Source organism: Calothrix sp. NIES-2098 (assembly GCF_963875125.1).
Lineage (GTDB): Bacteria > Cyanobacteriota > Cyanobacteriia > Cyanobacteriales > Nostocaceae > Aulosira.
Genome location: NZ_CAWNKJ010000001.1, coordinates 4,564,704 through 4,586,254 on the forward strand (window position 1 = coordinate 4,564,704; position 21,551 = coordinate 4,586,254).

10 protein-coding genes and 1 pseudogene are annotated in these 21,551 nt (G+C 41.8%); 5 read left to right on the forward strand and 6 right to left on the reverse strand.

Annotated features, from left to right (window positions below; translation table 11 throughout):
• Positions 1–111: 111 nt before the first annotated feature.
• The gene (locus AACU33_RS19030) at positions 112–5,010 is read right to left on the reverse strand and encodes a type I polyketide synthase (RefSeq protein WP_096590143.1); all 4,899 of its coding nucleotides are present in this window, start codon (positions 5,008–5,010) and stop codon (positions 112–114) included.
• A gap of 3 nt (positions 5,011–5,013) precedes the next feature.
• Positions 5,014–6,996: pseudogene (locus tag AACU33_RS19035) on the reverse strand (non-ribosomal peptide synthetase); the annotation flags it as partial.
• 894 nt (positions 6,997–7,890) lie between these two features.
• Between AACU33_RS19035 and urtA the strand changes: the two are divergent.
• From urtA to urtE, 5 genes are all read left to right on the forward strand, one after another.
• Positions 7,891–9,195 carry an urea ABC transporter substrate-binding protein gene (gene urtA / locus AACU33_RS19040; RefSeq protein ID WP_096590145.1) on the forward strand — a complete coding sequence of 435 codons (1,305 nt, stop codon included), beginning with the start codon at positions 7,891–7,893 and terminating at the stop codon, positions 9,193–9,195.
• A 103-nt stretch (positions 9,196–9,298) separates the two neighbouring features.
• On the forward strand, positions 9,299–10,459 hold the full coding sequence (locus AACU33_RS19045; RefSeq protein ID WP_096590146.1) for an ABC transporter permease subunit: 1,161 nt from the start codon (positions 9,299–9,301) through the stop codon (positions 10,457–10,459).
• A gap of 21 nt (positions 10,460–10,480) precedes the next feature.
• A complete protein-coding gene (urtC, locus tag AACU33_RS19050) occupies positions 10,481–11,602 on the forward strand; it encodes an urea ABC transporter permease subunit UrtC (protein WP_096590147.1) in 1,122 nt (373 codons plus the stop codon).
• Entirely contained in the window at positions 11,577–12,323 is a 747-nt protein-coding gene (urtD, locus tag AACU33_RS19055; RefSeq protein WP_096590148.1) for an urea ABC transporter ATP-binding protein UrtD, read from the forward strand. The genes urtC and urtD overlap by 26 nt, the downstream gene beginning before the upstream one ends.
• 81 nt (positions 12,324–12,404) lie before the next feature.
• Positions 12,405–13,103, forward strand: a complete 699-nt coding sequence (gene urtE / locus AACU33_RS19060) for an urea ABC transporter ATP-binding subunit UrtE (protein WP_096590149.1) — start codon at positions 12,405–12,407, stop codon at positions 13,101–13,103.
• Between the two features lie 13 nt (positions 13,104–13,116).
• Here urtE and AACU33_RS19065 read toward each other — a convergent pair whose 3' ends face one another.
• The 4 genes from AACU33_RS19065 to treZ all read right to left on the reverse strand — a co-directional run bounded on the left by AACU33_RS19065 (position 13,117) and on the right by treZ (position 21,542).
• Positions 13,117–14,904: an ABC transporter substrate-binding protein gene (locus tag AACU33_RS19065; protein WP_096590150.1), complete on the reverse strand. Its 1,788-nt coding sequence runs from the start codon at positions 14,902–14,904 to the stop codon at positions 13,117–13,119.
• Between the two features lie 221 nt (positions 14,905–15,125).
• Positions 15,126–16,646 carry a trehalase family glycosidase gene (locus tag AACU33_RS19070; protein ID WP_096590151.1) on the reverse strand — a complete coding sequence of 507 codons (1,521 nt, stop codon included), beginning with the start codon at positions 16,644–16,646 and terminating at the stop codon, positions 15,126–15,128.
• Positions 16,647–16,786: 140 nt separating this feature from the next.
• A complete protein-coding gene (gene treY / locus AACU33_RS19075) occupies positions 16,787–19,579 on the reverse strand; it encodes a malto-oligosyltrehalose synthase (RefSeq protein ID WP_096590152.1) in 2,793 nt (930 codons plus the stop codon).
• Between the two features lie 115 nt (positions 19,580–19,694).
• A complete protein-coding gene (treZ, locus tag AACU33_RS19080; protein WP_096590153.1) occupies positions 19,695–21,542 on the reverse strand; it encodes a malto-oligosyltrehalose trehalohydrolase in 1,848 nt (615 codons plus the stop codon).
• Positions 21,543–21,551 lie beyond the last annotated feature (9 nt).

Genomic DNA, 21,551 nt, shown 5'->3' on the forward strand with positions numbered 1-21,551 from the left:
AGTATTACAAAAATTACTGAATCTCACTATTTTTCTGTGTTATTGATGTTTGGCGCTGCTGAATTAGATGAAACAAATCATTCCGCCAGCAACGCCGATTTTTACAGTACTTTAGGAAACACCAGCGACTTGTAAATATTTCCCTGGACGCTCAGGATCGGGGATGTACCAGGAAGGATTACCTTGGGGATCGCGTCCTAATTTTGCACCAGGTTGGGGAGGACGATTGCGGAGGCTGTTATTGGTAATAACAACTTCCTTTTGGCTGCGGGTTATGGCTTCTTCAGCAGGTGCAGCAAAGAAGCCAGCAGCTTGCATTTCAGCAAGACTCTCTTTAAAGGCTGTCATCACGAAAGCCAAATCAGCTTCGGAATGGGCTGTGGTGAGGAAGCAAGGACGATGATCCCAAATATGCACTCCCTTTTCCCGCATCAAGTAAAAGAACAAATCTCCATAGATGAACTCTGGCGCAGGTTTCACCATGAATAGGGAGCCGAAATTATAAGCGGTGAAGGGTGCATTTACTTGTTGGAAACATCTCATTATTTCTGCTACAAACTTATCGGTTCTAGCATTGAGATTTTGCTGTAAGCTAGGGCCACTCTGCTTTAAATGTTGCAGTACTGCTTTTGCGGCTGCTAGTGCTAGGGGATGGCGGACGAAAGTACCAGCGAAGTAAGTGACACCAACCTCTGGAACTGAATCATCACCATACTGCCAAAAGCCACCATCTAGAGCATCCATATATTTTGATGTCCCAGCAATGACTCCTATCGGTAGCCCACCGCCGACTATCTTACCGTAGGTAGCAATGTCAGCTTTAATACCGAAATGAGCTTGCGCGCCACCGGGATGAATTCTAAATCCAGTCACGATTTCATCAAAAATCAGAGCAATATCAGCCTCTTCAGTAAACTTACGCAATTGCTGTAAGAATTCTTTGGGTTGGTATTCTGGGCGGCGGCTTTGTACAGATTCCACCATCACCCCAGCTAATTCATCAGCCCGACTTTTGAGGATTTCTAAAGACTCGGGTGAATCATAATCCAGTACCAAAATATTCTCTACTTTTTCAGGAGGAATACCAGGCGCGGCGGGAATTGACCGCAGTTGCTTGCTACCGCGAACAATGACTTCATCTAAAATGCCGTGATAAGCTCCTGAAAAGATAGCGATTAAATTCCGGCCTGTGATTGTCCGCGCCAACCGCATCGCCCCTAAAACGGCTTCTGAACCTGTATTGCAAAAAGCGGCGCGGTCAAAGTTGGTCAATTCACACATTAACTTTGCGACTTCTCCCACTAAAGGAGTTTGGGGGCCGATTTCCATACCGAGTTTTAATTGAGCTTCAATTGCTTCGGTAATGAAAGCTGGCGACCAACCAAATAAATTCAAACCAAAACCGTTGCTTAAATCAACATATTCGTTACCGTCAATGTCCCAAAGTTTAGAACCCGATGAACGAGATACCACAATTGGATAAACCATCTCTTTCATCGTGGGGTTGAAGCCAGAAACGCTTCTGGGATCTGCCAAGTAACGGCGATGAGATTGGGTATATTCTTTGGATTGTTGCGTCCGTTTTGTATATCGTTGGATAAATTTATCTAGATAAGCGCGTTGTGCTGTTGTCAGAGTTTTCTGGGTTTTTTCAATTCGCGCTGCTGCACCAAATGCCTTTTTAGCACCGTTAGATTCAGCTTCTACTGCGGGTTTTGCTTCTGTGGTGGTTTGGGTAGGGGTAACAGATACAGTGTTTTGTGGAGTTGATACTGTCGGTACAACTGGCGTTGTTAGGGATAAATTGTTGTTACCCAGTAACGCCAATTGTTGAGTCATGATTTGTAGCTGCTGATTAATCACAGTTTCTAAGAAACTGGATGCAACAACAGGTTGAGCAGCAATTTGTTGAGGTACAGATACATTTGTAGGAACTTGATGCACTATCGCAGGTGTTGGTAATGCTGCTTCTGGAGTGGGTTCTGCAACAGTTTCTGTTAAACCAAGCGCTGATACAACTTCGGGAGATAAACCGTCATGGATCAAGTCAGCCAAGGTTCCTAAATTGGGGCAAACTTCTAGTAATTGTCTTAGTGTTACCTTGACTTTAAATTTTTTCTTTAACGCTAGCCCAACTTGCGTGAGAGATAGGGAATCTAACCCCATTTCTAAAAACGTTGTCGAGTCGTCAAAACCAGCGATTTCTAGTCCAGAGGTTTCTTCGAGAACTTCTTTGAGTAGGGGAATAAGTTTTTGCTTGGGGGATGACATAGTTGCAGGTTTCTCTAAACTTTGGGGATCGGGAGGTTGAGTAGTTTTGGCGCGGCTGGGATGGGGTAGTGGATCGATCCAAAAACGTTGGCGTTCAAAGGGATAAGTCGGAAGCGGAATTCGCTGGCGTGTTTCGTCTTGATAGAAATTGCTCCAGTCAATAGTCACTCCTGCTAACCACAGTTGTCCTACTGCTTTGAGTAATGCATTCCATTCGGCTGCGTTCTCAGCGTTGTCAGCCAGAGAAGGAATCGCAATTTGTTGTTTGATATCTTTTGCCTGTTGGCGCGCTAGGGTTGCAGTTGTAGCCCGTGGCCCTACCTCCAGCAGTACCCGTTCTGGCTGTTCCCATAGGGTTTGTACACCTTCCGCAAATCGCACAGTTTGGCGCAGATGATTCGCCCAATACATTGGATCGGTAGCTTGCTCGTTTGTAATCCAATTAGCAGTGACAGTGGAAACAAAGGGAATTTGAGGTGCTGATAATTTAACTTGTGCAACTACCTCTGCAAAGGGAGCCACAATACTATCCATCATCGGGGAGTGGAAAGCATGGGAGGTATGGAGATGGCGACAGACAATCTCTTCGCTTTCTAGTTGTTGTTGTAGTGATGCGATCGCATCTGTGGGGCCTGCAACTACACATAGGGAGGGGCCATTAATTGCTGCGATCGCTAATTCTGCACTCAATCGTGGTTCTACTTCTTTAGCTGGGAGGCGGACTGAAAGCATGGCTCCCCCCGGTAACTCCCACATTAAGCGACCGCGAGTTGCAACCAACATCAGCGCATCTTCTAAGCTAAATACACCCGCAATACAGGCGGCAACAAATTCACCAATACTATGCCCAATCATAGCTTCGGGTTTAACTCCCCAACTTTGCCATAGTTGAGCTAGGGCGTATTCAATGACGAATAATGCTGGCTGAGTAAAGAAGGTTTGTTTTAGAGAAATAGCAGCAGTTTCGCCATCGCCTGGTGCGGGATACATGATTTCGCGTAAATCTCTCCCCAGCAAAGGTTTGAGAATTTCCGCGCATCGATCTACTACCTCACGAAATACAAGTTCATGGTTGTAGAGATTCAATCCCATGTTCACATATTGCGATCCTTGCCCTGGGAACATAAAAGCAACAGGGGGATTACGGATTTCTGTATGACGGGTACTTACTTGATTGGGGTCTAAAGATTGGAGAGAGGCGATCGCATCTGTAATATCGTGACAAACTACATAGCGGCGATAGTTGAAAGCTTTGCGGCCGCGCTGTAGGGTATAGGCAACATCAGCTAAGTTAACTTCGGCGTTGTATTGCAGATGTTGTTGTAAATTGGCGGTTGCAGCATCTAAGGCTGTACTTGTTTTGGCGCAGAGCAACAATAGCTGCTGTGGACGAGAAGCACCGGCAAGTTGGATTTCTGGGGTTTCTTCCAAAACTACATGAGCATTCGTTCCACCCACACCAAAGGAACTCACACCAGCGCGGCGCGGAGTTTCACCTTCTGCCCATTCCACTAGTTTGGTATTGACATAGAAGGGGCTGTTGGCAAAGTCAATTTTGGGGTTGGGCGCTGTAAAATTCAGGCTTGGGGGTAATTTTTTGTGATAAAGCGACAGCGCAGTTTTTATTAAACCCGTTACCCCAGCCGCCGCTACTAAATGCCCAAGATTGCTTTTAACTGAGCCAATGGCACAAAATTGTTTCGCATCTGTATGCACTCGAAAAGCTTGCGTCAGTGCTTCAATTTCAATCGGGTCACCTAGCGGTGTGGCTGTACCGTGCGCTTCAATATAAGAGATGGTTTCAGGGTGAATGTTGGCGTAAGCTTGGGCCATTGCAATGGCTTCGGCTTGTCCATCTACACTGGGAGCCGTAAAGCTGACCTTATCACCACCGTCATTATTGATACCCAGTCCCCTAATCACCGCATAAATGCGATCGCCATCTTGCAGTGCATCTTCTAAACGCTTTAGGGCAACTATTCCTGCGCCGTTATTGAACATTGTGCCTTGAGCGTTAACATCGAAGGGGCGACAATGTCCATCACCGGAAAGCATACTGCCTTCCTGAGCGATATAACCACTATTTTGGGGTGTAGTCATAGATACACCACCAGCTAAAGCCAAATCGCATTGATAGTTGCTCAGGGCTTGGCAAGCCTGAATAATTGCTACCAAAGAAGTAGAGCAAGCAGTATTTACACTGACAGCCGGGCCTTTCAGGTTAAGTTTATACGCCGCACGGGTGGTTAAAAAGTCTTTTTCATTAGCTAGCATCGTTTGGAATTCACCGATGCGATCAACAATTTCCATCCGGCCACAAATGTGGTTGGCAAAATAAGTATTTTGTCCACAACCAGCGTACAAACCAATCAAACCGTCGAAAGATTCTGATTCATAACCAGCATTTTCTAGAGCTTCATACACCAACTCTAAGAACACCCTGGCTTGCGGGTCCATCACCACGGCTTCTGAGGGATTAATGCCAAAGAAAGCTGCATCAAAGTTTTCGCCTCCGGGGATGGTTCCTCTAGCTTTGACGTAGCTAGCATCTTTGCAAAGGTTGGGGTCAATACTTGGATCTAGTTCTTCATCTTGAAAGAAAGTTGTTGACTCTACTCCCTCGCAGAGATTGTGCCACAATTCATCGACATTTCTAGCGCCAGGAAATCTTCCTACCATGCCAATAATGGCAATACCATCAATGGGATCTTGATTATCCGATGCTTGTATATCTACCATTGCTTAAACACCTTGTTGATGATTACGGCGACGACTACGCGCTGCTTGTTGACGTTGAGCGCGATTTTGCAGCTTGTCATAAGCAGGTTGGCTGTTTTGTTTTAATTGCAAATACTTTGCTAATGCGCCAATTGTTGAATATTGAAAGAGCTTCACCGCAGGTAAATCAATACTCAGTTCCTGTTGTATCCGCGCTGTAACTTGCAGAATTGAGATGGAAGTTGCTCCCAAATCGAAGAAATTATCATCTAAGCCAACGCGCTCAATTTTTAGCAAATCGCCCAAAATAGCTGCTAATTGACGTTCTAAATCGGTTTGGGGAGCAATATAAGCTTGTTCGAGTTGCGGACGTTCTCTACTGGGTGCAGGTAATTTATGTCTATCAACTTTGCCGTTTGCAGTTAAAGGTAGTGATTCCAACAACACAAAGGCTGATGGCATCATGTAATTAGGTAGTTTTTGCTGTAAAAAACTCCGCAATTGATTGTGCGTGTAACTACTGTGCTGATGCGGCACAATATAAGCAACTAACTGCTTTTCGCCTGTTTCTTGCTGAAGTGCTAATACCACATTTTCCCGCACGTCAGGATGTTGAGCAATTTCTCTTTCGATTTCGCCAAGTTCAATGCGGAAACCGCGAATTTTGACTTGATTATCAATTCTTCCTAAAAATTCGATATTCCTATTTGGTAAAAATCGCGCTAAATCGCCAGTTTTGTAGAGGCGTGTTTGCGAATTCCCATCAAAAGAGTGAAAAATAAACTTTTCAGCAGTCAAATCGGGACGGTTGAGATAGCCTCTAGCGAGTCCATCACCAGCAATGTACAACTCGCCAACTTCTGCGATCGCTACTTGTTGGAGGTTGTCATCTAATATATAAACTTGGGTATTGGCAATGGGGCGACCAATGGGGATGGAAGCACCTGGTTGCAATGGTGCTGTGATGCTGTAGCAGCAAGTAAAGGTTGTATTTTCTGTCGGGCCATAACCATTAATTAGCTGACAGTTCTCTACAGTTTGGAGAAACTTCTGGACGTGGGGAACTGATAAAACATCGCCACCCGCTAAAAGCTGACGCAAGGATTTTAAAGCTTCAATTTTTTCATCAACTATCAGATGGAATAACCCAGCCGTTAGCCAAAGAGTTGTAACTTGGTTGTGCTGAATAATCTGCGCTAATTCTTCTAATGATGGTGTATGCGGAGGAGCAATTACTAATTTTCCACCATTGAGTAAGCAACCCCAAATTTCTAAAGTTGAAGCATCAAAGGAAATCGGCGCAAGTTGTAGAATTACTTCTTTATCTGTTAATTGAGCATAGTTAGTTTCTTTAACTAACCTGACTACACCGCGATGAATCACACAAACACCCTTAGGTGTACCTGTGGAACCTGAAGTGTACATCACATAAGCCAGGTTTTCGGCAGTGACATTAGTAGTTAGATTCTCTTGGCTATTTGGAAAAATTGCATCCCAATTTTTATCTAAGCAAATTACAGATGCATTATGAGTAGGTAATTTAGTAACTAAATCTTTTTGAGTTAATAGTACCGATACCTTGGTATCAGACAGCATGAAAGCTAAACGTTCTTGCGGATAAGCAGGATCTAGAGGTACAAAAGCTCCACCAGCTTTAAGAATGGCGAGCAGCCCTACAACCATTTCTATTGAGCGTTCTACGCAAATTCCTACTAGAACTTCTGCACCAACCCCTAAGATTTGCAGATATTTTGCTAGTTGATTAGCACGACTATTCAAGTCTTTATAGGTAATTTGCTCCTCATTAAAAATTAAGGCTACAGCATCGGGTGTTTTTTCTACTTGCGCTTCAAATAACTCATGAATACAAGCTTGTTTGGGATAATCAGTTTGAGTATGATTCCACTTATCTAGTAATTGCTGTTGGTCGGATTTTTTTAAGAGAGGCAATCTGAAACTATCTTGTTCTGAATCAGCTTTTCTAAATAAAGAATTAGTTATTAATTCCATGTTGAAATTTGCCAAAGATATATCTTTATAGAAAATATGTGCTTTTTACGGACTGTTAAGCCTTGACTTTTACAAGTTTATAAGTTAATCCTGCAAGCATTCTAGTTAATAAAATGTATTATCAAAATTTGTATCTTCTGTGTACTTCCTAAGGGTTTTGCTAATTATTACGCACCTGAAATTTAGTTATTTCATTCTGACCTATTTTCTGAAAATCGTAGTTATTGTTACTATATCTTTATGGAAAATTAAAACTTTAGAGCTAATTTGCAATGTGTCTATTAAGTAATTAGTGAAAACACAATTAGCATATATATAGGAAACACACATATATTATTGATGTGTGCTGACCATAATTTTAAGTATATTTTTTTACAATTATTCTTAAGCAATCAGTCAATACGCTTGCGATCGGCTGACAGTCTAATATCATGTCAGTTCAAATGCATTGCGATCGCATGGTTTGCAGTTGGGTATACCCAAATATTTTTAGTATTTAAAAAGACTACAAACTTGAGCAGATCGCTGAAAAAAGAACTTCAGGCAAGTGCCAAGTATAAGAACGTTTTGATGTGCTTAAATACGAAAAAAAGCAATAACAATGGTTGCAATTCTTGTCCAAGTTCAGAAATTAGTCTATTTCTTAGTGTCATTTCTACTCTTACACTATCAAGCAGAAAATTTAGAAGCTGTGTTGAAAAACTAATAACTTTGATACTCTAGAGGCTCGAAATCTTACTTAACAAATTATTTTTTTATTAAGGAAACTAAAATTTAGTATCAAGGATAACAATTTGATGGTTAAATATCAAACTAATATCACAGTTTAAAGCTTGAACTAGCGAACTTTCGAGGAGCTAGCTGATTCATTGGAGGAAAATAAACAACTATATGAGTAGACTGAACCGACGTAAGTTTTTGATTTACAGCTCTGCAACTATTGGTAGTAGCATATTTTTGAAGGCTTGCGTCAATAATTCTCCAAGTACTACAAACAGCCCGACAGCTTCTCCTGTGGCTGCTGCTGGTGGTGGCGACAAAATCAAAATAGGTATTTTGCACTCACTCAGTGGCACAATGGCTATTAGTGAAAAAAGTGTCGTTGATGCTGAGAAATTAGCCATCAAAGAAATTAATGCCAATGGTGGAGTTTTAGGAAAACAAATTGAAGCAATTGTAGAAGATGGTGCTTCTAACTGGGATACTTTTAGGGAAAAAGCCACCAAATTGATCGATCAAGATAAAGTAGCTGTAGTTTTTGGTTGTTGGACTTCAGCTAGCCGCAAAAATGTTAAACCAGTCTTTGAAAGTAAAGACCATATGCTGTGGTATCCCGTGCAGTATGAAGGTCAAGAGTGTTCTAAAAACATTTTTTACACAGGCGCAGCGCCAAACCAACAAATTGAACCTTCTGTTGATTGGTTGTTAAAAAATAAAGGCAAAGAATTCTTTTTAGTAGGCTCAGATTACGTTTTCCCTCGGACTGCTAACACTATTATCAAAGCCCAATTAGAAGCACTTGGTGGAAAAACAGTTGGTGAAGATTACTTACCCTTAGGTAATACAGAAGTTACACCAATCATCACCAAAATTAAGCAAACTTTGCCTAACGGTGGAGTAATTTATAACACCTTAAATGGTGATAGCAATGTGGCTTTCTTCAAACAATTAAAAGGTGCAGGATTAACACCGGATAAATATCCTTCGATGTCAGTAAGTATTGCTGAAGAAGAAGTGAAAGCAATTGGTGTTGAGTATCTTAAAGGTCACTACGCTGCTTGGAATTACTTCCAAACAGTAGATACTCCTGCTAATAAGAAATTTGTTGAAGCTTTTAAAAAAGAATATGGCCCAGACAGGGTAACAAATGACCCAATGGAAGCCGCATATATCGCCGTTTATTTGTGGAAGCAAGCAGTAGAAAAAGCGGGTAGTCCTGACATAGCTAAAGTGCGAACTGCGGCCTACGGTCAAACTATAGATGCACCTGAAGGAAAAGTGACAGTAAATGCCAATCATCATATCTCCAAAATTGTGCGCATTGGTGAAGTTAGAGATGATGGTTTGTTTAATATTGTCTATGCTACACCTGCACCAGTTGAGCCAGTTCCTTGGAATCAATTTGTGAAAGAAACTAAGGGATTTGCTTGTGATTGGTCAGATCCAGCTAAGGGTGGTAAGTACAAAAAAGCCTAATTAGTCATTTGTCATTAGTCAATAGTCATTAGTTAAGTTTGTTAATTTGTACTGTTGACTTTTGACTTATTACTTAAAAAAACGCTGATGGCTGGTGAAAATAATGTTAACTGGTTTTTTAGATGCTGTATTTAATGGTATAAGCATCGGTTCTGTGTTATTAATTGCTGCCTTGGGATTAGCCATTATATTTGGCTTAATGGGTGTGATTAATATGGCACATGGCGAATTGATGATGTTTGGTGCTTATACAACATTTCTAGTGCAGAATGGCTGTAAACAATTAGGCGGATTTTGGTTTGAAATTTATATATTTCTGGCTTTGATATTTGCTTTCGTTTTTACAGCATGTATCGGGTTAATTCTCGAAAGAGGCGTGATTCGTTACCTTTATGGACGACCGCTAGAAACTCTACTAGCAACTTGGGGAGTCAGTTTGATTTTTCAGCAGTTTGTGCGTAGTGTGAATTGGATATTAGTTAGTGGCTTGATATTGTTTTGTTTGTTGTTTTTTGGTGGTTTATGGTTTTTAAATTCCCGCACAAATTTAGAGAGAATCCGTAACTGGGTTGTGGGAGTGATTTTCTTACTATCTTTGGGAGTGACAATAACCACAAGCAATATATTGAGCCAAACTTATCAGTTAGCAGTCACTAAACCTTGGTTTGGCGCACAAAATGTTGATGTAACCGCACCTGGTTGGTTACAAACTGGTATCTCTTTAGCTGGGGTACAATTACCATTTGCCAGGTTATTTATTATTGCTTTGACAGCGATTTGTGTAGGCGGAATTTATCTATTCTTACAACGTTCTAGCTGGGGATTAAAAATTAGGGCTGTCACCCAAAACCGCAGTATGAGTGCTTGTTTAGGTATCCCCACTCAAAAAGTGGATGCGATCGCATTTGCTTTGGGTTCTGGTTTAGCTGGTGTGGCTGGCTGTGCAATTAGTTTATTAGGTTCTGTGGGACCCAATACCGGACAAAATTACATTATCGACACATTTATGGTTGTGGTTGTCGGTGGTGTGGGTAATTTAGCAGGTACGATTGTCGCGGCTTTGGGAATTGGTACAGCTAACTTTTTAATTGGTTCTGGAACTATAGCTTCGTTATTGTCTCCTGTGAAGCCTTTAGCAGACTTTTTGACGTTTTTTGCCACAACAAGTATGGCCAAGGCGATGGTATTTCTACTGATTATTGTGTTTTTACAGTGGAAGCCTGCGGGAATGTTTCCGCAAAAAGGTCGGACTGTTGATGTTTAATGTCACGCAGAGGCGCAGAGAATGAAGCAAAAGCAGCGAAGGTTAATATTAATTGAAGTTGGGGTGGTAGTAGCGATCGCACTTATCCTGATCGTAATTGTGCCAATGGTGCTGTCAGAGTTTCGCTTGAATTTGTTGGGGCGATTTCTGTCGCTGGCGATTGTGGCTTTAGGTATCGATTTGATTTGGGGTTATACTGGCTTACTCAGTTTGGGACATGGGATTTTCTTTGGTTTAGGTGGATATGCGATCGCAATGTACCTAAAACTGCAAGTCCCACAAGGTGAATTACCTGATTTCATGGGATTGTATGGCGTCACAGAACTTCCTTGGTTTTGGCGACCTTTTTATTCTTTCCCTATCGCTGTAGCGGCTGTAGTTCTTATCCCAGGTTTGCTGGCTGGATTGCTGGGATATTTAGTATTCCGCAATCGCATTAAGGGAGTTTATTTTTCAATTTTGACTCAAGCCGCAATTATTGTATTTTTCAATTTTTTTAATGGTCAACAACAATTTTTTAACGGGACAAATGGACTGATAGATTTCACAACATTATTTGGTGCAACTGTCAGCGATCCGAAAACAAAATTTATTTTCTACACTCTTACAGTATTATTTCTCACCGTTACTTATGGAGTTTGTCGCTGGCTGACAAGCGGACGTTTTGGCAAACTTTTAATAGCGATTCGAGATGATGAAAGTCGAGTCAGATTTTCTGGTTATGACCCTACAGATTTTAAAACATTAGTATTTGCCGTTTCTGGTGCGATCGCCGGGATAGCAGGAGCATTTTACACCCTACAAAGTGGTTCTGTCTCACCTAGAGCAATGGATATTGCTTTTTCTATTGAAATGGTAATTTGGGTGGCTGTGGGGGGACGTGCTACTTTAATCGGGGCAATTATTGGCACTTTATTAGTTAATTATGCCCGTGCTTTTTTAAGCGAACAATTTTCGGAAATCTGGCTATTTTTCCAAGGCGCACTCTTCTTAATTGTCGTGACAGTCCTTCCTGACGGAATAGTAGGCTGGTTCCGCAATCAAAATATTCCGCTTTTGAAACGTCCTCAAGAAATTTCTACCTATCCCAGCTTGGAAATAGATCCAGAAGTGCAACATGAACGCCAAAATCTTGGAAACTGAAAACGTCACTGTCAGTTTTGACGGCTTTAAAGCACTCAACCAGCTAAATTTTAGTATGGATGTGGGTGAATTGCGAGTAGTAATTGGCCCTAACGGTGCTGGTAAAACCACATTTCTTGATGTAATTACAGGTAAAGTTCAACCAACAATCGGAAGAGTTTTATTTAAAGGAAAAAACCTCCGTTCTCTACCCGAACATGAAATTGCGCGGCGAGGAATTGGGCGTAAATTCCAAACACCTAGAGTTTATCTCAACCTCACACCACGGGAAAATTTAGAAATTACCAGTAACCGGAATAAAAATGTTTTCTCGACATTATTTAATCGTTCTCATACCATCGAACAGAAGAGTGTTCAAGGTTTATTAGAAACTATTGGTTTAACGTATAAAGCAGACATTCCAGCCGCCTTATTATCCCACGGAGAAAAGCAACGTTTAGAAATTGGGATGTTAGTAGGACAGTCCCCAGACTTATTACTTGTAGATGAACCAGTCGCAGGTTTAACCGATGAAGAAACTTATAACATTGGCGAACTACTGTTAACGCTAGCACAGAGTCATTCAATTTTAGTGATTGAACATGATATGGAATTCGTGCGACAAATCGCCAAAAAAGTCACAGTTTTACATGAAGGTTCGGTACTCTGTGAAGGCAATTTTGAAGAAGTTCAAAATGACCCCCGCGTGATTGAAGTTTATCTAGGACAACAGCAGGAATAGATGAAGAAGAGGAGAAAGACACGGTGACTTAGGGACGCGGAGAAATAACCCTTGACTATGGACTATTGACTCTTGACTAATATGCTAACAATCTCTAACCTTAACGTTTATTACGGTGAAAGCCACATTCTTCGCAACGTTGATTTGAGCGTACCAAATGGGCAAATGATCTGCCTAATTGGACGTAATGGAGTAGGTAAGACAACCTTACTTAAAACTATTATGGGGTTACTCAAACCTCGCAGTGGTACTATTAACTTAGCTGGGAATTTAATCAACTCTAGATCGCCAGATCAAAGGGCAAAAATGGGCATTGGTTATGTTCCTCAAGGAAGAGAAATTATTCCGCGTTTGACAGTTAAAGAAAATTTGCTGCTGGGATTAGAAGCTAGACGGAAACCTGTGAAAAAAGCTGAAATTCCTGAAGAAATTTTTAGCTTATTTCCTGTGTTAAAAACTATGTTGTCGCGGATGGGTGGCGATTTAAGTGGCGGACAACAACAACAATTGGCGATCGCGCGTGCTTTAATGGGACAACCGCAATTACTCGTCTTGGATGAACCCACCGAAGGTATTCAACCCTCAATCATCCTCGAAATTGAAGCCGCCGTTCGTCGGATTGTTGAAACTACAGGCATTTCTGTTTTACTAGTAGAACAACATTTACACTTTGTGCGTCAAGCCGATCATTATTACGCCATGCAAAAAGGTGCTATTGTTGCCTCTGGTTCAACAGATGAACTCAGTCAGGATGTGATTCAAAGGTTTTTAGCGGTTTAATTAAACATCCGACCTAGTTATTTATAATTTGCCATTCATCAAGATTCCATAAGACCGAACCTAAACCAGAGTACTTGATATTGGCGACGCGATCGCGCACTGCTTGCAAAGATATGGGATTCACTAAGAAAAATACAGGTAGCTGCTGTGCAACTATTTGTTGAAATCGTCCATAAATCGCCTGACGCTTTTTCTCATCGAGTTCTTTGACACCTGCGTTGAACAAACTATCAATCTCTTTCTCCCAATCAGAAACCACCCATCCCTGAATTGGCGGCGCACCTGGTTGCGGCCCTTGGTTAAATTGATGAAATGAACCGCGACTAGACCAAAACAGGTTCAGCAGATGAGGTTCCACATCCGCACCTGTAGCGCCAAATGCGCCAACGTAACAATCCCAATCGCGCCGAGACAGCAACCTTCGCAGCACAACATTAAAGCTAACTACCTGCAAATTTGCTTTGATTCCTATTTGACTCAGGTCTTGTTGAATTTGCACAGCTGCATCTATCCTTGATTGATCCTCAGATTTGACCAGCATTTCAAATTCAACTCGATTCCCATCCCGATCTAGCAGTTGCTTTTGAGAATTGTACTGAAAACCTGCCGATAACAGCATTTGCCTAGCTTTATTGGGATTATAGTTGTAAACTTTTAACCCTGCTTGCGGAGATAAATAATAAGGACTTTGGACAGCAATTGGTGAATGTTGTATTTCACCCAATCCCCGATAGATGTTAGTTTTAATTTTATTACGGTCAATGGCATAGGCGACTGCTTGCCTAAAAGCTAAGTTATTAAACCACTGAGATTTAATTGGGTCTACAAAAGGTTTTCCTTGCGCATTGCGTGCTTGATTAAGATTGAAACCAACAAACGAAAAACCACTACTAGGGCCACCGTTATAAATAGTATATTTTCCGCGCTTTTCTTCTCGCTTCAACAACCCAAAATCTGATGGTGTGACATTCAGACTATCTAATTCTCCAGAACGAAATCTAAGTAATTGGTTGTCTGTAGAGGAAATAATTTGCCAGATAATGCGTTTAATGTAAGGTTGAGAATTACCCTCAGTATCTTTGCGCCAATAGTAAGGGTTACGTCGGAATGTGACTCGCTGTGCAGGAGTGTAGCTTTCAATTGTGTAAGAACCATTACAAATAATTTTTTGCGGATCTGTATTAGTTCCCCACATAGATAAAAATTGAGGATTGCCATTAGCATCATTGGAAAACACGGCAGAACGCAAAGCATGGGCAGGCAAAATTGCTAATCTTTCTGTATATCTTAAAAAAGGGGCAAAGGGTGCTGGTAAAGTAAACTCAATTTGTCGTTCGTCGAGTTTTTTTACTGATGGAAAAGCGCCTGTATCGCCTATTCTCAGCAAATCTCTATATGTATTCGGAATTTTTTTGTTGAGGTAAATATCTCGATAGCTAAACACAACATCATCTGCTGTTAGCGGTTCGCCATCTGACCACTTTAGCCCTTTTCTCAGGGTAAAAGTAATGCGCTTTCTATCTGGAGAAATTGACCAAGATTCTGCTAGCGCTGGTTCCAACTTGTTAGTAATAACATTTTCATCAAGTAATCCCCTATAGATAAAGGGAAAAACGCTATAGGGCGATTCATTAATGGCATAGTTAAAGGTAGCTGGTTCGCTGAGAGATACTAAAACTAATTGAGATACCTGAGCTACTCTAGTTTGAAATTTTGTTGGCTGACAACCTACAATAATAAAAAAAACAGCCAGCACTAAGGCAATTAACCGCTGTGGATGTCGAAAAACAGGAACTATCATCTCTTAGCAGAGTGCGTAATTTAACACAGTAACAGGATTTCCTGAAACTAAGCTTAGTTTATATATAGTTGGTAAATAGAAAAAAGTTCAAAATTATCTGTTTTTGCTATATTTAATCAGCTGAAAGCGGCAATCTATTGAGAATAGGGGGTTTCAATTAGTATTAAGAATAAAAAATTATAGAACCACAGATAAACACTAATATTTATCTGTGGTTAGTTTCACGCCAAAGTTGCAAGGAGTTCTAGTACAACACCATTAGTCCAGCCAAAGCCGATTTCGTTGGAACTGTATCCAAAGCAGATTTCGTCAGAAACATTGGCAGAACAGCGTTCTACATCGTATTTTTCCACTAAGATGCCGCGACGCTCAAATTCCTTAATTACCATAGCTAGGAACTTATGCGCAATGCGATCGCCTTCTTGATGATAGCCATAACGATGCAGTCCTTGAACGGCAATTAATGTCAAAGGTGCCCAACCAAAAGGTGTATCCCATTGATTACCTGTAACACGGGTGCTAGTAAATATCCCACCTGGCGCTTCAAATATAGAGAGATTTTCTGCAACACGTTTGGCTTGGGTGTCGGAGGCGACTCCTACCCACAGAGGATAAAAGGTAGTAGCAAATTCATATTGGCGACGTGTCTCAGTTTGAAAATGATAGTCAAGATATAACCCCTGTTTTTCATCCCAGAGACATCGATCGATGCGATCGCGTCTGACATCTGCGCGATCGCGCCATTGCTGCGCTAGTTCTTCGTTACCTAAAATATCGTTAATCTGCGCCAAATCTTGTTCCATTTGATAAAGCAAACTGTTGAGGCACACGGGCGCATAGTGGATAATATCGATACTGAAGGGGCCAAAGCGATTGCTGATATCAAAGCCGGATTCGCGCATTGTGCGATCGCCTTTGTAAAACAGATTGCTTAGTTCATCGTTTTCTTTGTCGTAGTAAAGACTGATATCGTAATCTTCAATCTCAAATCTTTGGTAGTATTCCTTGACGCGATCGTAGTGGCTTTTTCCCTCTTCATCGCGTTCAGAAAATAAAACTTCTGGCGCAGGGCCTTCTCCCAAAGCATAATATCTAGATAATCCGGTTGCAGGGTTGAGATGGGGCGGTACTACCCAGTAATAATAAAACTGTTCTAAAAGCGGGACTGCTGACTTTAGCCACTCTTCATCCTTGGTATGTTGAAATAGCGCTAACACCATCAGACTGAGAACTGGGGGTTGCGATCGCGACAGCATATAAGTACGGTTGGAATTGAGGATTGTGCCGTAATGCTGCACTTGGTATAGTAGCTGATCGACTTGACTTTGGGCTAAATCCCATTCTTCATCGCGCAACAAACCCAACAAAATAAAGTAGCTATCCCAGCCATACATTTCGTTAAAGCGTCCGCCAGGGACGACGTAAGGCCCTGGTAGGTACAGCAATCCATGTTCTTTGATAGCTTCGGCTTCCGGGGGTAGAGTGCGAATTTCAATCTGGCGCATATCTTCTTTTGATAGCGATCGCTCTAACACAGACTGAATGTTAGGATTATCTTCTCTAGGCGAAATGTAGATAATCCAGGGAGTTCCGGGTTTGTGTTCTAGTTTGGTATCTTTGGCAGATTGAAGTAAATGTGAGTGCGATCGCGTTAAGGTTTTCCAGGTTTTTTTGATGTAGGTGCGCAGGTTGTTAATTTGCGTGCTGGTGAAGGGTGATTGGGTGGAAGTTTGAGGAGTCATATCAAAAATCAAAATTAAGAATTTCTCACGCAAAGGCGCAAAGACGCCAAGAAGAATTTAAGATTCTTTGTGTCTCTGTACGGGCAGTCCGTTCAAGTCGGGAAACCCGCCCACACGGCTGCCCTCGCCTCTGTGGTTTATTATTCACTCACTAATAAAGCAACTGGAAAATGAGCAAGGGCTGCACCAATAGATAATGTTCCTGTAGCTTCTAAAGATTGCTGAGTGAGAACATTGTTCCAGGTAGAGGAAGTTCCTTTGGGTAATTGTAGCTGCGTATCTTGCCATACAGACTCGCCTAGGGGATATTCTCTAGGCTGGATCAGGCGAGTGAAAAAGCGAGGGGCGATCGCGATCGCTGTTTGATTTCCCTGCTGTCTGGCAAAGGCGATGATATGATTAGCGTGGGTTCCCTGAATTTCTAAGGGTAAATATTCGCCGTCTTGGAATAATTGCAGATAATCTGTTCTAGCTTTGAGGGCTTGAACTGTTAAAAATAGTTTGATTCTGCCATCATTTCTTTGATTGAGTAATTCTTGAATTAAGCTGAGAATGTTAGTTTGAATTTGCTGTTTAATCGTACTTAAATAACTACGTCGCTGTTCAAAATCTACAGGGCGGCGATTATCTGGATCTACTAAACTTAATTCCCAAAGTTCTGTTCCTTGGTAAAAGTCAGGTACGCCAGGAGCAACAATTTTTAATAAAGTTTGAGAAAGCGAGTTGAAGATGCCATATTCTGCAATTTGTTGTTGAAAATTACGGAAATCAGCTAGGAATTCTTTAGAGATTGATGGATCTAGTACCTTTTCTACAAAGGAAGTACAAGCCTCTTCATACTCATTATCAGGCCGCAACCATGCTGTATGTACTTTGGCTTCTCGAATGGATTTAATGATATATTCCTTCACCCTTTCCACAAAAGAAGACTGTTCCTGTTCAGCGAAGGGAAACGCCCCGACTAGTGTTTGATAGAGAAAATATTCATCATTGCGATCGGGCATAGATGAACGATGATGCTTACTTTTTAGCCCTTGATTTAGGTTACTCCAACTATTAACTTTTTCCTCCCACTCATTTGGAATTTCTGATAATACATTTAACCTCGCCCGCACATCTTCACCGCGTTTGGTGTCGTGGGTGGCGGTAGCGTTCATTGTATGAGGCCAGTTGGCTTGGTGCTTTTGATTAAATGTATGGAAGTCAGTTAGAGAAATACCAAAATGACTGGGATTTCCGCCTACTTCATTCAGCGACAACAAGCGATTATAAGCATATAAGGTGGTATCTTCTACACCTTTCGCCATCAGGGGGCCAGTGTATTGCTGCATCCGCATAACAAAATATAGCCATTGGTCGCGTTCTGTTGGCGTCAGGGATTCATCAAACTCTAGCAGCATAAGCTTTTCAATAAAGTCCATCTCATGCTGCAATAGGGGTGCGTGTTCCTTGGCTTGGCGAATTACTTCCTCAATGTAGACGCGATCGCTATCATGGATGCCATCGGGAGTAATATATGTGCGATAAATCGGGAATAGGGTGAGAATTTCTGCGATCGCTCGTTTTAATCCGTTAACTGTAAAGTCATTCCCATAGCGATATTTGCTGGAAATATTCTTCAAAAGTATAGCCAGATTATCAACGTCACCTGCTAAGTTTTTTTCTAAAATTAGGTGCTTATTCTTATTGACAAGAGATGCATAATCTAATTTATTACCAATAAAGCTATGGTAGATTTTATCGAACTGCGATTCATTTTCAGATTGGCAGAATAAGCCATTTATATAATTTAAAAAGTCGTATCCAGATGTACCTTGAATTCTCCAATTTTCTGGTAAATCTTCAGTCAGTTCCAAGATTTTTTCCACAGTGATGTAAACATCACCCATCTTTTCTTGGAGTCGTTCTAAATATTGGGTGGGGTTATAAAGTCCATCGATATGGTCAATGCGTAAGCCAGTAAATTTACCTTCTTCTACTAGCTTTTGAATTAAACTATGAGTGTTATTAAAAACTCGCAGTTCTTCAACTTTCACAGAAATGAGTTCGTTGACTGTAAAGAAGCGGCGGTAGTTCATTTCTTCCGCGCCAACTTTCCAGAAAGCCAGGCGATAAAATTGGTCTTTTAATAAGTCATCTAGCAAATTAAAGCTTTCAGAATTACCTGCTTCTCCATTGAAAGTTTTCAGGTTCTCTTCAATGAAATCGCGGATAGCATCGTTACTGTTGTAAAGTTCCCAAACCAAGCCTTTGATAAAGGCGATTTGGTCTTGTCGCTGTTTACCAGCCACCTCGGAGGGCACATTTTTGAGAATGTAGAGAATCCCTAATAGCTTGATAAAATCGGGATGATTGCGTCCTAATGTACGGGTAAGTTTACCCAGATTATAGGTGAGGAATTTAGTGTAGGATTCTAAACGCAGAGGTAATTTTAAGCTGTAATAATTAACAGTTAAACCATTTTGTTCGTATTGCAGTTGAATGTCTCCCTTTTCTAGAGAAACACCGTAAAAGTCTCCTAGTAGGGGAGCAAGAATTCGTTCTTGGCGATCGCCAAATGGGACATTCCAACTCAAGTCGAAGTAATCTGTATAGCTAGAATCCGGGCCGTGTTCTAACACGTCCATTAAGTATGGGTTTTCGCTACTATAAGCCATGTGGTTGGGTACAATATCTTGCAACCAGCCCATACCAAGGGTTTGGAGTTCGCTGACTAAGGCTTCAAATGATTCGGTAGTACCTAGTTCGGGATTGAGTTGAGCAGCATCTACTACATCGTAACCATGCGTACTTCCGGAGCGTGCTTTGAATATGGGGGAGGCGTATAAATCGGAAATGCCTAAATCTGCGAGGTAGGATGCGATCGCTTTTGCGTTGTCAAAGTTAAATTGTGAAGTAAATTGTATTCGATAAGTTGCTTTGGGAATTCGCATAGGATTGTTGTTGTGGCTGGGAAATGAGGAGGATTTTTTTAACGAACCGCGAAGGACACAAAGGACACGAAGTAATGTGAGTTTTAGAGAGTTTTTGCGTCAGTCATCAGAGTAATTAAGGCTCTAATTCGTACAACACGAGACTTGTGGGTTGGAGTTGCAGTTCTTGTCCTACAGACAGATCTTCAGGTGCTTGTGAACCGGGGCCAGCCCAGGAAGTATCGGCTGAGTCTAATCTTTTGTAAGCTTGACGCTGAATTGGCAAAGTTGCGGTTACTGGAGATTGATTGAAATTTAATGCAAATATCACTTGACTCGATTCACTCCAACGGCGCACTATGACTAATTGTTTATCTTCGTCGCTAGTTGCTTCAATGCAGTTGCGGTCTTGTTTTAACAGTGCGGGATGTGCTTTGCGCCAATCAATTAACTCGCGATACCAATTTAGTAAAACTTTGTGCTGTCCTTGGTTGCGTAATTGCCAGTTAAGTTTACAACGCAAAAATGTTTCTGCTGATTCTGGATCTGGTGGATCTTCGTCATAGTGAAAGGCTTCAAATTCTTGTTTGCGTCCGGCGCGTACTGCTTGAATTAAATCGGGGTCGGAGTGGCTGACAAAGTACATGAAGGGTGCAGTTTCGCCGTATTCTTCACCCATGAATAATAGGGGTAAGTAGGGTGATAGCAACACAGCACCTGCGGCTAATTTCAATCCTTCAAAGGATATCCGATTCCACAGGCGATCGCCTTTCATTTGATTGCCAATTTGGTCGTGATTTTGGATGCAAACGGAAAATTGTGCAGGCGGGCGATCGCGGCAAGATATACCATGAAATCGTTTGCGATGCGGTGCATACTGCCAATCGTAGACAAAGGTATCTTGATAAGCTTTGGCTAGTTGGGCGCATTGTCCAAAGTCTTGATAATATCCTTGGCGATCGCCTGTTAACAAGGCGTGCAATGCATGGTGAAAGTCATCACTCCATTGAGCATCTAGTCCGTAGCCACCTAATTCTGGTGGACGAATGATTTGGGGGTTATTTAGGTCGCTTTCAGCAATTAAGTAGCGTTTGCGTCCTCCGTTCTGGGATAAACTATGTACTGCTTCAGCTAATTCCCACAGGAAATGTTTTGCGCCTAAATCGTATATTGCCTGAATCGCATCAAGGCGCAATGCATCAATATGGAAATCTTCTAACCAATACAGGGCATTCTGAATAAAATAGTGACGCACGCCTTGACTGTGGGCGTCATCAAAATTCATGGCGTTGCCCCAAGGGGTTTTATAGGTTTTAGTAAAGTAAGGTGCAAATTGGCCCATGTAGTTACCTTCCGGGCCAAAGTGGTTATAAACCACATCCAGCACTACAGCAATTCCGTGTTGGTGACAAGCATTTACTAGTTGCTTCAAATCGGCCGGAGTACCGTAGGAATTTTGGATTGCAAACGGGTAAACGCCGTCATAGCCCCAGTTGCGGTATGCCAAACTAGGTTCAATATGGGTGTCGCCGGGGAACTGGGCAATCGGCATAAGTTCAATCGCATTAATCCCCAGTTCTTTTAAATCTGCTAGGCGGGGAATGATGGCGGTGAAGGTGCCTTCGGGTGTAAATGTGCCAACGTGGAGTTCGTAGAAAATCATCGATTCTAAGGGAACGCCAGTCCAGTTGTTATCTGTCCACTCAAATTGCGGATCGATAACTTGCGACGGCCCGTGAACTCCTTCGGGTTGATACTGCGATGCTGGGTCGGCAAAAGCGTTTTCTTTATCCAAAACATAGCGATAAAGCGTGCCGGGATAGACATCATTCACTTTCGCCTGCCAATATCCCTCTGCTTGGGGTTTCAGGGGAATTACTTGCTCTTGTGGCGTCAAAATTTGCACTGCCACGCTGTTTAATGTGGGCGACCAAACTGTAAATTCACACTCTCCGTTACCCAAGTAGTTAGCACCAGTTCTCACGCAGTATCC

What these genes read in the sequence shown, in the direction of transcription:
- treY (WP_096590152.1), bottom strand. Translation starts at nt 19,579, where the DNA reads ATGCGAATTCCCAAAGCAACTTATCGAATACAATTTACTTCACAATTT.
- urtE (WP_096590149.1), top strand. Translation starts at nt 12,405, where the DNA reads ATGCTAACAATCTCTAACCTTAACGTTTATTACGGTGAAAGCCACATT.
- AACU33_RS19070 (WP_096590151.1), bottom strand. Translation starts at nt 16,646, where the DNA reads ATGACTCCTCAAACTTCCACCCAATCACCCTTCACCAGCACGCAAATT.
- AACU33_RS19030 (WP_096590143.1), bottom strand. Translation starts at nt 5,010, where the DNA reads ATGGTAGATATACAAGCATCGGATAATCAAGATCCCATTGATGGTATT.
- urtC (WP_096590147.1), top strand. Translation starts at nt 10,481, where the DNA reads ATGAAGCAAAAGCAGCGAAGGTTAATATTAATTGAAGTTGGGGTGGTA.
- urtD (WP_096590148.1), top strand. Translation starts at nt 11,577, where the DNA reads ATGAACGCCAAAATCTTGGAAACTGAAAACGTCACTGTCAGTTTTGAC.
- urtA (WP_096590145.1), top strand. Translation starts at nt 7,891, where the DNA reads ATGAGTAGACTGAACCGACGTAAGTTTTTGATTTACAGCTCTGCAACT.
- AACU33_RS19045 (WP_096590146.1), top strand. Translation starts at nt 9,299, where the DNA reads ATGTTAACTGGTTTTTTAGATGCTGTATTTAATGGTATAAGCATCGGT.
- AACU33_RS19065 (WP_096590150.1), bottom strand. Translation starts at nt 14,904, where the DNA reads ATGATAGTTCCTGTTTTTCGACATCCACAGCGGTTAATTGCCTTAGTG.